This window comes from Proteiniphilum acetatigenes DSM 18083 (assembly GCF_000380985.1).
GTDB classification, from domain to species: Bacteria; Bacteroidota; Bacteroidia; order Bacteroidales; family Dysgonomonadaceae; genus Proteiniphilum; species Proteiniphilum acetatigenes.
Genome location: NZ_KB905692.1, coordinates 417,754 through 432,105, shown reverse-complemented (window position 1 = coordinate 432,105; position 14,352 = coordinate 417,754). Strand labels below are relative to the sequence as shown.

10 protein-coding genes and 1 tRNA gene are annotated in these 14,352 nt (G+C 44.7%); 8 read left to right on the top strand and 3 right to left on the bottom strand.

Going from position 1 to position 14,352, the window contains the following annotated elements; translation table 11 throughout:
* Positions 1-92: 92 nt before the first annotated feature.
* The 4 genes from F597_RS0101480 to F597_RS0101465 all read left to right on the top strand — a co-directional run bounded on the left by F597_RS0101480 (position 93) and on the right by F597_RS0101465 (position 7,325).
* On the top strand, positions 93-1,253 hold the full coding sequence (locus F597_RS0101480; RefSeq protein WP_026327003.1) for an efflux RND transporter periplasmic adaptor subunit: 1,161 nt from the start codon (positions 93-95) through the stop codon (positions 1,251-1,253).
* A complete protein-coding gene (locus tag F597_RS0101475; RefSeq protein WP_019537933.1) occupies positions 1,250-4,423 on the top strand; it encodes an efflux RND transporter permease subunit in 3,174 nt (1,057 codons plus the stop codon). The genes F597_RS0101480 and F597_RS0101475 overlap by 4 nt, the downstream gene beginning before the upstream one ends.
* Positions 4,410-5,804: an efflux transporter outer membrane subunit gene (locus F597_RS0101470; protein WP_019537932.1), complete on the top strand. Its 1,395-nt coding sequence runs from the start codon at positions 4,410-4,412 to the stop codon at positions 5,802-5,804. The genes F597_RS0101475 and F597_RS0101470 overlap by 14 nt, the downstream gene beginning before the upstream one ends.
* Positions 5,805-6,002: 198 nt before the next feature.
* Positions 6,003-7,325, top strand: a complete 1,323-nt coding sequence (locus F597_RS0101465; RefSeq protein ID WP_019537931.1) for a Gfo/Idh/MocA family protein — start codon at positions 6,003-6,005, stop codon at positions 7,323-7,325.
* Between the two features lie 30 nt (positions 7,326-7,355).
* Here F597_RS0101465 and aspS read toward each other — a convergent pair whose 3' ends face one another.
* Positions 7,356-9,113, bottom strand: a complete 1,758-nt coding sequence (aspS, locus tag F597_RS0101460; RefSeq protein WP_019537930.1) for an aspartate--tRNA ligase — start codon at positions 9,111-9,113, stop codon at positions 7,356-7,358.
* 127 nt (positions 9,114-9,240) lie between these two features.
* Between aspS and F597_RS0101455 the strand changes: the two genes are divergently transcribed.
* Positions 9,241-9,315, top strand: a tRNA-Pro gene (locus tag F597_RS0101455).
* 349 nt (positions 9,316-9,664) lie between these two features.
* Entirely contained in the window at positions 9,665-10,897 is a 1,233-nt protein-coding gene (locus F597_RS0101445) for a porin (protein WP_019537929.1), read from the top strand.
* Positions 10,898-11,014: 117 nt separating this feature from the next.
* Here F597_RS0101445 and F597_RS0101440 read toward each other — a convergent pair whose 3' ends face one another.
* On the bottom strand, positions 11,015-11,515 hold the full coding sequence (locus tag F597_RS0101440; protein WP_019537928.1) for a DMP19 family protein: 501 nt from the start codon (positions 11,513-11,515) through the stop codon (positions 11,015-11,017).
* A gap of 393 nt (positions 11,516-11,908) precedes the next feature.
* Between F597_RS0101440 and F597_RS0101435 the strand changes: the two genes are divergently transcribed.
* Both F597_RS0101435 and F597_RS0101430 read left to right on the top strand, forming a co-directional pair.
* The gene (locus F597_RS0101435; RefSeq protein ID WP_019537927.1) at positions 11,909-13,150 is read left to right on the top strand and encodes a DUF1015 domain-containing protein; all 1,242 of its coding nucleotides are present in this window, start codon (positions 11,909-11,911) and stop codon (positions 13,148-13,150) included.
* A 23-nt stretch (positions 13,151-13,173) separates the two neighbouring features.
* Entirely contained in the window at positions 13,174-13,650 is a 477-nt protein-coding gene (locus tag F597_RS0101430; protein ID WP_019537926.1) for an Lrp/AsnC family transcriptional regulator, read from the top strand.
* Between the two features lie 86 nt (positions 13,651-13,736).
* Here the strand turns inward: F597_RS0101430 and F597_RS22775 are convergent, their stop codons facing one another.
* Positions 13,737-14,147, bottom strand: a complete 411-nt coding sequence (locus F597_RS22775; protein ID WP_019537925.1) for a hypothetical protein — start codon at positions 14,145-14,147, stop codon at positions 13,737-13,739.
* Positions 14,148-14,352: the final 205 nt, after the last annotated feature.

The following is a 14,352-nucleotide window of genomic DNA, read 5'->3' as shown; positions in this document are numbered from 1 at the left end:
TGTTAAACAAGTCTGACTTGTTATACATAACCGGGATATATATTCCGTTGGGTATTATTTAATCAAACAAACTACAACAATTTATGTGTATAATGCAAAGACGATTCTTTTTAGGGTTAATGCTTGTATGCTCATTTCTTCCTTTCTATTCCTGTAAAGAGACAGCGGAAATATATCCTGTCGTGGAGATAGAAAATGTTTCACGGGACAATATCGAAATCCATGGTTATTATGTGGGTTCCATCCGGGCTTATCGGAAGGTGGAGATACATGCGAGAGTGGAGGGATATCTGGAAAAGATGACTTTTGAAGAAGGAAAAAGGATCGAAGAAGGAGAGCCGCTCTTTTATATCAATAATGCTACTTATAAGGCCAAAGTAGAGCGGGCCAGGGCACAACTGAAGAAAGACGAGGCGATGGCAGCCAAGGCCAGACGGGATGAGGAACGTCTTCGTCCGCTTTATGAACAGAATGCCGCAAGCCGGTTGGATCTCGATAATGCGATCGCTGCCAGGGAGATGGCCGATGCCAGTGTTTCTATGAGTAAGGCCGAGTTGGAGCAGGCCGAGTTGGAACTGAGCTATACGGTTGTCCGTTCGCCCCTGTCGGGGTATATCAGCGAACGATATGTGGATGTAGGTACGCTGGTTGGCAAATCGGAATCGTCGCTGCTTGCCACAGTGGTCGAACGTGATACGGTCCTCGTTGAATTCAAATTGACAGCATTGGATTATCTGAGAAGCCAGCAACGGAACGTCCGTTTGGGAGAGCTGGACTCTACCCGCTCATGGCAACCTACCGTAACCATCACACTGGCTGATAACAGTACGTACGCAGAGAAGGGAGTCGTTGATTTTGCTTCGCCGCTGGTCGATCCGCAGACCGGTACTTTTGGTGTGCGCGCCGCTATTCCCAATACCAATCAGGAACTTTTACCAGGGCAGTTTACAAGGGTAAACCTGTTATTGGATGTGTTGGAAGATGTAGTGGTTGCTCCTCGAAAATCCCTGATCATTGAGAAAGGAGGAGCCTTTTTATTTGTCATCCGTCCCGACAGTATAGCCGAGAGGCGTTTTGTGGAGACCGGGTATGAACAGGGTAATAAGGTAGTTATAACGCGCGGCTTGTCTGCCGACGAGAAAATTGTTACAGAGGGTTATCATAAACTCACTCACGGGCAGAAGGTGATTCCCCGTACACGGGAAGAGATAGAAGCTGATGAACAAAACAGAATGCAAGGAGATAGCATATGAAGCAGGGATTTTTTATAGACAGACCTGTCCTTTCTACCGTAATATCTCTCTTTATTATTATAGTTGGTATCATAGGACTTGCTTCGTTGCCGATTGAGCAGTATCCCAATATAACTCCTCCGATGGTAAGGGTCAGCACATCCTATCCGGGAGCTGATGCCTCTACCGTTTCGCAGGCTGTGGCTACCCCTATTGAACAGCAACTGAACGGAACTCCCGGGATGCTTTATATGGAGTCGAGCAGCAATAATACCGGAGGATTGACTATCTCAATTACTTTTGATGTAAATACGAATGTCGATCTGGCAGCGGTAGAGGTGCAGAACCGGGTAAAACTGGCTGAGGCACGCCTTCCTGCCGAAGTGTTGCAGAACGGGATTACTGTGGAGAAACAGGCTTCCAACCAGCTTGTTACATTGGCGCTTGTGTCGGACGATCCTAAGTTCGACGAGATATATTTGAGTAATTATGCCACCATCAATGTGCTGGATGTATTGCGGCGTATTCCCGGTGTGGGGCGCGTGTCAAACGTGGGAAGCCGGTATTACGGTATGCAGATATGGGTTTATCCTGACCGTATGGCCAGTTACGGGCTCACCGTACAGGATCTGCGGAATGCGTTGAGAGACCAGAACCGGGAGTCAGCAGCGGGTGAATTGGGAAAACCGCCTGTCGAAGGGGTGGATATATCCATACCCATTACCGCACGGGGACGTTTGTCCACAGTGCAGGAATTCGAAGATGTGGTGGTCAGGGCCAACAGCGACGGTTCTTTTATCCGTATCGGCGATGTGGCACGTGTCTCTCTGGAAGCTTCTACATATACCACAGAAAGTGGATTGGACGGAAAAAATGCTGCGATCCTTACAGTCTATATGCTCCCGGGTGCCAATGCCATGGAAGTGGCTAAAGAGATAAAAGATGCTATGCAAACCATATCAGATGATTTTCCCGATGGTTTGGACTATCTGATCCCATTTGATATTACGGAATATATCTCTGAATCGATAAAGGAAGTATATAAAACGCTCTTTGAAGCATTGATACTTGTTATACTGGTGGTATTCCTTTCTCTGCAAAGCTGGAGGACCGCAATGATCCCGATCATAGCGGTGCCGATATCATTAATAGGTACTTTCGGATTTATGCTGATGATGGGCTTTACACTGAATACCCTTACATTGATGGGATTGGTGCTTGCCATCGGAATAGTGGTGGATGATGCAATCGTGGTTGTAGAAAATGTGGAGCGTATCATGGTGGAGGACAAGATGACCGCCCGGGAGGCTACTCACAAGGCGATGAGGCAGTTGACAGGAGCGTTGATCATTACTTCACTGGTGCTTGCGGCCGTATTTCTTCCCGTAAGTTTTCTGGGAGGTATTGTCGGCTCGATGTACCGGCAATTCACCATCACCATCGTCGTCTCCGTATTTATCTCTACTGTAGTGGCGCTGACGCTCAGCCCCGCGATGTGTGCACTGATCCTGAAGCCACGACACGGCAAGAAAAATATTATCTTCCGGCGGATCGACAATTGGTTTGCCAAGGGGAACAGGCTATATATAAAAGGTATTTACAAGACAATCGGTCATCCCAGGCGGATCATATTATGGTTTGGGATGATATTGATTTTTATCTTTCTGTTGAATCGGTTCATTCCTTCGAGTTTTATTCCCCAGGAGGATCAGGGTTTCTTTACCGTAGAACTGGAGATGCCTGAGGGAGCCACCATCGAACGCATGCGGAATGTAACAGAAAGAGCAATAGATTTTATAGACCGGCATGAAGCAGTAGATCATGTGCAGAATACAACCGGTTCGAGCCCTCGTGTAGGTACGAGTCAGGGGCGTTCAACCCTGATCGTGATACTGAAACCCTGGAAGGAGCGGGACGTGGGAGTAGATGATGTGATGGATGATATACGGCAGGAGTTTTATCATTACCCCGAAGTCAAAGTCTATGCCAGCAGGCCTCCGGTGGTGCCCGGTCTGGGAGAGGCAGGCGGTATCGAGATGAAGCTGCAGGCACGGTCGGAGGCTTCCTGGGATGAATTGGTCGCCGCTACCGACACCTTTTTACACTACGCCAATAATAGTCGCCAGTTAGCCAATATCTCCGCCTCTCTGCAACCGGAAATACCGCAACTTTATTTCGATCTCGATCGTGATAAGGCTATGGCGCTGGGAGTTCCTGTTTCGGATATCTTCTCTACTATGACCGCCTATCTGGGAGCGTCGTATGTGAATGATTTCAACATGTTTAACCGTGTGTATCGTGTGTATATTCAGGCTGATCAGAGTTTCAGGATGACAGGAGATGACCTCAACCTGTTTTTTGTCCGTGGTTCTAACAGGACTATGGTTCCCCTGACCTCTCTTGGCTCACTCGATTATACTACCGGTCCCGGAAATATATCCCGGTTTAACATGTACACGTCGTCATCAATACAGGTTATGCCTGCCGCCGGTTATAGTTCCGGAGAAGCAATGGCGGTGATAGAGCGGATAGTAAGGGATCATTTGCCCGAAAATATCGGCCTTGAATGGAGTGGCCTTTCATTTCAGGAGCGGAGGGCACAGGGTAGTACATTCCTTGTGCTGGCACTGGTATTCCTCTTTGCATTTCTGTTCCTGGCGGCCTTATACGAAAGTTGGTCTATCCCCATGGCTGTCATTCTCTCTTTCCCTGTTGCCACATTGGGCGCTTTCCTGGGGATATGGGCCGTGGGACTGAATAACGACATCTTTTTTCAGATAGGTCTGGTTACATTGATCGGTCTGGCCGGAAAGAATGCTATTCTTATTGTTGAATTTGCCAAGGTGCAGGTAGATAAGGGGATAGAGCCTGTCCATGCGGCCATTAATGCGGCGAGATTGCGTTTTCGCCCTATTGTGATGACATCACTTGCATTTATCCTCGGACTTATTCCATTGGTTCTCGCATCAGGCCCCGGTTCATCCAGTCGCCATTCGATCGGTACGGGTGTCTTTTTCGGGATGATCTTCGCGACAGTATTGGGTATTATAGCTGTGCCTTTTTTCTTTGTACTCCTTTATCGATTAAAGAATAAAGTCTCCTTACCCGCCTGGAGCAGATTCCCTAAAATGAGAGATAAAATCAAAGCATTTTACAACAAGAAAGGCAAAAAAAAGAATGAAACCATTTAACTGTTATATATTAATTGTATGTGTGCTGATCTTCTTGTTAAGCTCTTGTAAAATAGGCCGTGAATTCAGCAGGATAGAGCAGGCGGACATGCCGGCACATTTTAACGGTTCAAAAGAAGATCAGATCCCCGGATTATCTGTTGATGACATAGGGTGGAGTACATTGTATCAGGATACTGTGCTGCAGAGTCTTATAGATAAAGCATTGGAAAACAATAAAGATATGCTTATAGCTGCGGCACGTATAAAAGAGATGATTGCCAGCAAGCGGATCAGTTTTGCATCCATGCTTCCGGAAGCATCGTTAGAAGCTGGAGGGCAAAAAGAAATGCTCAATTATGGCGGAGATGACCAGGTGTATGATCCGGAGTTCAGAGCGAATATGAGTATTGGTTGGGAGGTTGATATATGGGGTAATCTGCGGTGGCAGAATGATGCCGCTATGGCCGCCTATATGCAGTCGGTAGAGGCGCAGCGTGCTTTGCGCCTGACAATTGTGGCGCAGGTGGCGCAGGCTTATTTCGAGTTGAGGGCACTGGACAGGCAGTTGACCATCGTCAGGCAGACATTGATCTCGAGAGAACAGGGGGTGCAGTTTGCAAAACTTCGCTATGAGGGCGGACTCACATCCGAGATACCCTACAGGCAGAGTTTGGTGGAGCTTGCCCGTACCGAGACATTGGTCCCCGATATAGAGAATGAAATCAAACTAAAGGAGAATGATCTGGCAATTCTGGTGGGTGATTTTCCCTCTTCTTTCATTCCCCGTGGGCAACGTATCGACGAGATTGATTTTCCACCTGAACTCCCCGTCGATTTGCCCTCATCTCTTCTGCGTCGCCGACCCGATATTCTGCAGGCAGAGCAGCGGCTGATTGAGAGAAATGCCATGGTAGGAGAGGCGCTGACCGATATGTTCCCCAAACTCCATCTTACCGGACGTCTGGGAGGAGAGAGTGACGAACTGGGCAATTTTCTCCAAAGCCCGACATGGTTTATATCGAGCTTCCTGACCGGACCTGTTTTTAACTTCGGAAAAAATAAGGCGCGTCACGCTGCCGCCCAGGCCGCTTACGAAGCTGAGGTATATGAATATGAGAAAACCGTATTGAATGTATTTGCCGAGGTAAATAATGCGATCTCTTCCCTGGAGAAGGCTAAGACGATGAGATTGTCGCATCAGAAATTGTATGATTCTGCCAATTCATACCACCAATTAGCACAATTGCAATATATAAATGGTATAGTGAGTTATCTTGATGTGCTTGATTCCCAGCGTCAGTTATTTGATGCGGAGATTGCTCTCAATGATGCAACGCTCAATGAACTGATCGCTACTGTAGATATGTATAAAGCCCTTGGGGGAGGAATTACACGTTGACAGAAAGGTTATATTGTTACTTTGACTTGTTTTTATATCTTTTTCCGTTAAAAATAAAGAAATTGATAATAAAACCATATATTTGCAGCAGAAAACAACTATTTCGGTAAGCGAATACAAAGGCAAAACTTGTTTTGACTATGTTGAGTGTAGAAATAGTCTGATGAAATCGAACTATTATCATATTATCTAAAAGTCATGAGTAATCAATTAACAAGAAGGAAATTTCTTAAGACAGCTGCTGTAGGTGCAGTCGGAGTCGCTGTTTTCCCGCAGTTCCTTGCCTCGTGTAAACAAAACAAGGGTACGGAGGTCGATGATGGAATTATTCGTCTGGGTTTTATCGGCCTGGGACAACAGGCAATGTATCTGTTGAATGGTTTTATTGGGATACCGGACGTACAAGTGGTTGCCGGAAGCGATGTATACGGTATTAAGAGGGAACGTTTTCTGCAGCGTGTAAATAAATACTATGCAGATATTCAGTCGGAAGTAGCCGTAGAAGTATATGAAAACTACAAAGAACTGATTGCACGCACAGATATCGATGCTGTGGTAATTGCCACACCTGACCATTGGCATGCATTTATGGCGATTGAAGCATGCAACGCCAAGAAAAACGTTTATCTGGAGAAACCGTTGACATTCACCATCAAAGAGGGACAAATGCTGACGAAAGCTGTCCGCGACAACGGGGTGATCCTGGGTGTGGGTAGTCAGCAACGTTCCGATGCCAATTTCCAACATGCAGTGAAGATGGTACAGGAAGGTAAAATCGGAAAAATTGAACGGGTGAATGCCTATGTAGGTGCTCCCCCTACACCTTACGACCTGCCTGAAGAGCCTGTACCGGCTGATCTGAACTGGCCGTTGTGGTTAGGTCCGTCAGAGTACGTACATTATAATTCTCAGTTGAATCCTCCTATCTCGCTCGATCCCGAGCAGAATGAGCAGTTCTGGGGCGCATGGCGCTGGTATAAGGAGCTGGGTGGTGGTTTTACTACTGATTGGGGTGCACATATGTTCGATATCGCTCAATGGGGACTTGGGATGGACGGAAGCGGCCCGATCGAAATTATTCCGGCAGGGTATGAGGATACCAAATATCTGACTTACAAATATGCCAACGGGGTGGTGATGACCGAGGAACCGTTCGACGAGAATCAGACGAAAGGTGTTAAATTCTGGGGTGATAAGGGTTGGATCGAAGTGTCCAGAGGTCATTATAAGGCTTCTGATGATAGCCTGTTGCCACCTGTAGAGGAAAACGTAGAGGGTGCTTATGAGACAAAGATCCCACATCTTGTAAATTTCATTGAATCGGTGAAAACAAATACCGATCCGGTGGTTCCTGTGGAAATAGGACACCGTTCCTGTACGGTTTGTACATTGGGAAATATTGCCTACGACCTGGGGCGTCCCGTTAAATGGGATCCGGCAACAGAGAAGTTTGTAGATGATCCCGAGGCAGATGCGAACAGATTGTTCAATAAAACCTATAGTGAAGGATATATCCTTTAATGCGAAGATGATTAAACCAAAAAAAGCTGCTTAAGGCAGCTTTTTTTGTGACAGTACAATGCCCAGCTCATCCAGTTGTTCCTGTTCTACACGGGAAGGCGCATCAATCATCATATCGCGTCCGGCATTGTTTTTCGGGAAAGCGATACAATCGCGGATACTATCCAGTCCTGCAAAGACAGAAACAAACCTGTCCAGCCCGAAAGCAATTCCACCGTGCGGAGGAGCACCGTATTGGAATGCATTCATCAGAAACCCGAATTGCTCCTGCGCCCGCTCCTCGGTGAAACCGAGTACGGAGAACATCTTCTTTTGCAATCCGCTGTCATGAATACGGATGGAGCCGCCACCTATTTCCACACCGTTGATCACCATATCGTAGGCATTGGCACGAACAACTCCGGGATCGGTGTCGAGCAGCGGTATATCTTCCGGTTTAGGAGAAGTGAATGGATGATGCTTTGCGAAGAAGCGATTCAACTCTTCATCTTTCTCCAATAATGGAAAATCTGTTACCCACAGGCATTTATAGTTGTTTTTGTCTCTCAATCCCAGGCGTGTTCCCATTTCTAATCGCAGTTCACACAATTGTTTTTGTGTCTTTTCGGTTTCACCGCCCAGTATCAGTATCAGGTCGCCTGATTGGGCATCACATCGTTCTGCCCATTTTTTGAGATCCTCTTCACTGTAAAATTTGTCGACAGACGATTTCAACGAACCGTCTTCATTATATCGCAGGTAGATCAACCCTTTAGCTCCGATCTGGGGGCGTTTTACGAAATCGGTCAATTCGTCCAGTTGCTTGCGTGTGTAAGAAGCACATCCCCTTGCACAAATGGCACCTACATATTCTGCCGAATCAAATACTCCGAATTCACGCCCGACGGTAATATCTTTTATCTCCGTAAATGTCATTCCGAATCGGGTATCCGGTTTGTCCGACCCGTACAGCCGCATGGCGTCAGCATAACTTATACGGGGAAAATCGGGTATTTCGATGTTTTTGATCGATTTGAACAGGTGTTTTGTCAATCCTTCAAAGGTTTGTAATACATCTTCCTGGTTGACGAATGACATTTCACAGTCGATCTGGGTGAATTCCGGCTGACGGTCGGCTCTCAGGTCTTCGTCACGGAAGCATTTCACGATCTGGAAATAGCGGTCGAATCCCGATACCATCAGCAACTGCTTGAACAATTGTGGAGATTGCGGCAGCGCGTAGAATTCACCCGGATTCATGCGGGAAGGAACAATAAAGTCGCGTGCTCCTTCGGGGGTGGACCCGATCAGTACCGGTGTTTCCACTTCCAGGAATCCTCTCTCGTCGAGGTACCGGCGTGTCTCGAAAGCCATCTTATGACGTAGTTCCAGGTTCTGCCTTATCACATTACGACGCAGATCCAGGTAACGGTATTTCATCCGTAATTCATCCCCTCCGTCGGTATCGGTCTCGATAGTGAAGGGAGGTGTTTTGGAAGCATTTAGTACAGTCAGAGTCGAGACGATGATCTCGATGTCCCCGGTAGGAATATGAGGGTTCTTGCTACTGCGTTCCTTGACGGTACCAGTAATCTGGATCACCCACTCACGTCCCAGTTTATTGGCCTGATCGCAGAGATCATGATTCAGTTCCTGGTTGAATGACAACTGTGTGATGCCATACCGGTCACGCAGGTCAATAAAGGTCATCCCCCCCATCTTACGGATTTTGGATACCCAGCCGGCTAAAGTCACCTCTTTCTCTACGTCGGCCAACCGGAGTTCGCCGCATGTGTTGCTTCTGTACATAAGATATTATCGTTTGATATATTGGACTGCAAATTTACACAATTCTCGCGTGAATCATGCGGTAAAGCAAAAAAACCGGATAGTTCTTTATATAATCGGAAAATAGTTGTACTTTTGCATCCGATTTCGGGGTGTAGCACAGTCCGGTTAGTGTACCTGCTTTGGGAGCAGGGGGTCGCGAGTTCGAATCCCGCCACCCCGACGAAATCTAAAGGGCTTATATATAGCCGAATAATCATAAAGCGAGTTGGTGCAATTTTGTACTGACTTGTTTTTTTTATTAATATTGATCTTATTTTACCTTGTCCATCCATGATACACATGGATATGCTATCTTTGTAGATGTCAAAGCCACTGATTCGTGTATAAAATATCGACTTTTTTATATAAGTTTGTGGTATAGGATATACGACAATTATGAATCTTAAGAATCTTATCTGAAATGAAAAAATATAGTTTTCTCGATTTAGTCTTTGCTATGTTATGGATTCCCAATTACCGGCAGCCAGGCAAAACAGAAGTAGTAAGTGAGAAACCGAAATCAGATTATTATGCTTAAATGGCCTTGTTTAACGATATATGTAGCGTTTTTTCTTTGCCCGGCGATGGGGATGGTATACACTCAGGATATCAAGGATTCCATAGAAATATCTGTACGGCCTTATGCCGGCTTACGGGGACATCTGGCTGTGTATGACCGTGAAATGGAAGTTCAGGAAAATGCATCCAGAATCGGGATAGACCTGGGTATTAGAAAAGAGAGGCTGACTTTTATTGCAGGAGCAGAGGTTCAGGTAAATATGTTCAGAGGCGGTTCATCTTTCAATGCTGACGGGAATCTTTCAGGTGGATTTTTGATTATCCAATCTGAACAAAAGCAACAGGTTTTTGGAAACCGATTGGGCTATTTAGGAGTGGACTTTGATAAATATGGCTCCCTTACAATCGGGAAACAATGGAGCGTCTACCGTGATATAACATCTTATACGGACAGGTTTAATGTCTTTGGAGCAAGAGCCTCTGCTACTTTTATAGGAGGAACTGACGGCGGCGCGAACGGGACAGGACGGGCAGACCAATCCATTGTCTACCGAAACCAAATGGGACCTCTGCATGTTGGTACCCAGTTTCAGGCAAGAGGAGGAAATAATGACAGATTTATAGATGGATTTGGTTTATCGGTTCAGGGGGAGATCAGGAAAGACTTTTATGTAGGAGCGGCGTATAACCGGGCCTTTCTTAGCGAAAACCTTTTAAGCAGCGGGAAAATATTAGGACTTTCAGGCCATCCCACTTATATCTCTTTGGGAACTAAGTATATTGGCAAGAAAGTAGATTTTAGTATTGTAGGCGTATTACAGAAAAATGGTGATTTTACACAAGGGTATTATTATGACCCGGTATCAGGAGGATTGAACCCAACAGTAGTATTCAATGCCAAAGGACTGGAGGTCTTCGGAAAGTATAAGCTATCTAAATTTGCCTTTTTGGCAGGTTATAATTTATACGTTCCCGACACAGATGGTATTACAACTATTTCCGGACAATATCCTGTTAATACCGGGTTTGGGAAAAGCGATTTAATTGCAGGAGTGGTATATCAGCCCATAGAATTTATTCATATATATAGTGAGCAAAGAGTGTCGTTTGGGAAAAATGCTTTAGGTGATAAAGAGCAAAGCGTGTTTACTATTGGAATGAAGATAGAACTTTCGAAGCGCTATAAGAAGCGAATAGTGCTTTACCAGAACAACGTTGCTTCAGGCCAGGCCAATATGAAGTGACCTGTCAGATTTATAATTTCAGGCAACCTCTTGTGGCAGCAGGTGGAATTTTTTGGATTTGTTTTATTGTTGTTGGTATTTACCGGATGAATGTTTCACTCGTTTTTGCAAAATAGGTTATTTTACGATCTCCGCAAAATCTTCCAGATTCTCATCCACATATTGCGCGATAATGGAGATCTCTTCCTCTTCTATATAGAAGAACTTTTCCTCCAATTCATCGAACTGTTCAAAGTCGGTATACATCGCCATGAATTCTTCCTCCGTCGTTTCCCGTTCCAGTTCCGTACGATGGGCGTCGTATATTTCTTTGGCCTTATAGAGTATCTTTGAAAATCCTTTTGCGTCCATCTGTTTCAATGCTTTTGCGACCGGATTATCGAAGATATACCCTCCGTAGCCATTCTGGATGAGTTGTACGAATCCGCCTTCATTCACTTCTTCGGTAAAGAAACGAAGTGCCAGCAGTGTGTGCTGATACCCGTTCAGACGATCCATATTTTCTGCTGTGATCTCCCCGTCCAACACTTCAAGATAAGCATCGGTAAATACTTTCAGAAATTCGTCCATCCCTTTTTCAGCAGCCTCAATAAGTTTGTTTTCGTGAATCTGTATCATGTGACCCTTGTTTAATTGTTGTGCGAGAAGCTTATTATGCAGGAATTAAACCTGTTTGTGTCGTACACCTGTTTCTCCATGACAAATGTAACGGTTTTTTCTTAAATGGCTTTGTGTTGTTCCTTTATTCGGGAGAAAATAGCTATATTTGTAGAATATAAGATGCGCCTTAGGCAAGCTCAAGCAAGCTTGGCTTACCCTTCGGCTTTCATTATATTTGTAGAATATAAGATGCGCCTTAGGCAAGCTCAACAAGTTAGTTGTTTTCTACGCTCGACATATCCAAAACAAGTTTTACCTCTGTGCTCGCTTATCGAAAACATTCAAGTAAGTTTGGCTTCTCTCCCGGTTTTCACTATATTTGCGCAATAATCTTTTAAGAATAAACCTAAGATGAAAGTAAAACCTTTTAAGGGTATTCGCCCGCCGAAATCACTGGTAAAAGAGGTGGCATCACGTCCCTATGATGTACTGAATTCAGAAGAGGCCCGTAAAGAGGCCGAGGGAAATGAGAAATCACTGTATCGTATCATCAAACCGGAGATCGATTTCCCCGTAGGAAAGGACGAGCATGATGCAGATGTATATGAAAAAGCCGCCGAAAATCTGAAACTGTTCCGGGATAACGGATGGCTCGTGCAGGATAATAAAGAGATGTATTATGTATATGCACAGACAATGAATGGCAAAACCCAGTACGGCTTGGTGGTGGGAGCTTATGTAGAGGATTACATGACCGGGAAAATCAAGAAACATGAGTTGACTCGTCGCGATAAGGAAGAGGACCGCATGAAGCATGTGCGGGTGACCGATGCTAATATGGAACCTGTTTTCTTTGCCTATCCTGACAATAAGGATTTGAATGAGATCGTGGATAAAGTTACGGTCCGTGAACCTGAATATGATTTCGTTTCAGCTGACGGGGTAGGGCATCACTTCTGGTTGATACCGGATGAGGAAACTATCCGCAGGGTCACGGAGATATTCGAAGCCGTTCCGGCAATGTATATTGCCGACGGTCATCATCGTTCTGCCGCTGCAGCGCTGGTGGGCGCCGAGAAAGCAAAGAACAATCCCAACCACATAGGTGATGAGGAGTACAATTATTTTATGGCGGTTTGCTTCCCCGATAGTCAACTTACCATTATTGATTATAACCGGGTGGTGAAAGATCTCAATGGACTCACTCCTGATGAATTCATAAAAAAATTAGAGAAAAACTTCGTTGTGGAGCCTACCGGATCGGAGATACAGAGACCGAAAAACCTCCATCAATTTTCTATTTATCTTGACGGACGCTCATTTAGCGTAACCGCAAAACCCGGTACATACGACGATAATGACCCTATCGGTCAACTCGACGTGACCATTACTTCCAACCTGATACTGGATGAGATATTGGGTATCAAAGATCTTCGTAGTGATAAACGGATCGACTTCGTGGGCGGTATCCGTGGCCTGGGAGAACTGAAGAAACGGGTAGACACCGGGGAAATGGCGCTTGCCATCGCTTTATATCCTGTTTCAATGAAACAGTTAATGGATATTGCCGATACGGGTAATATCATGCCTCCCAAAACTACCTGGTTTGAACCGAAATTGCGCTCGGGACTGGTAATACATCAATTACACTAATAATATTCAATTTAAAACGATCTATGGCACATCATGAATTAGACGAACTGGATGAAAAAATCCTCAGGATGATAGTGGATAATGCACGTATCCCTTTTCTGGAGGTAGCACGGGCATGTGGTGTTTCGGGTGCGGCTATCCATCAACGGGTACAAAAACTTACCGGATTAGGAGTGATCAAAGGCTCGGAGTTCCTTCTGGATGCCGAAAAGATCGGTTATGAGACCTGCGCTTATGTGGGGATATTCCTTACTTCTCCCTCGACTTTTGAATATGTTGTAAAAGAATTGGAAAAAATACCTGAAGTGGTGGAGTGTTATTATACTACCGGGCAATATGATGTTTTAATCAAAGTGTTCGCGAAAAACAACAAAGATCTGTTGCGCATCATCCACACCGAGTTACAACCTCTTGGTTTGTCAAGAACCGAGACATTGATCTGTTTTAAAGAAGGATTCCGGAAAAAATTGCCTATTCAGTTTATTGAAAAAGAGGCGTGATTTTCTTTGATAAATAATTTTATTCTTACACCGTCTTACTTATAGGTAGAAGGACTTGATGGCACTTGAGATTGTCATTGCGGGAGTTATGGCTTGGTAATACTTGGGAAATTATAGAGTGTACTCCCGCTATTGAGTTTTTCTATCAATTGGTCATTTTGATCCATTAACGTTTTATTCTCTATTTTCAGCATTGTATTCTCTGTAACCAGTTGTTTTATCTCCTCTATTAACCTGTTGACTGTTTTATCTGATATTTCTTCTTCCCGGAGAGGTGCTGATCTTAACATTTCACCTCTTCCCGTGATCAGCCACTCTGTATTATATCGGGGATAATTTTCAACTATCAGTTGAATCCATTTCGCTTGTATATCGGTGCCATTGTTAATGGCTCGTGATAAAACGCCCTTACTGGCTCCTATTTTTCTCTCCAGAGCCGTTATTTTTATATTTTCATAATCGGCAATTTGCTGGATTCTATATAAAATGCTCTTCATTTAGGTAAAATTATCTTCGTTATTCCTTGTTTGTTGAAAATTATCATCTATATTTGCAGTGATTCAAAAATTACTACACCTACTACATGGTAAAGTTAGTAAAATTTAAGAGAAGATATATGAATCAAGAAGAATTTAACAAATCTGGACTTTTCGTTCAGTTGTTATCAGCACCACAGTGATGATATGATGCGCAACCGTATTG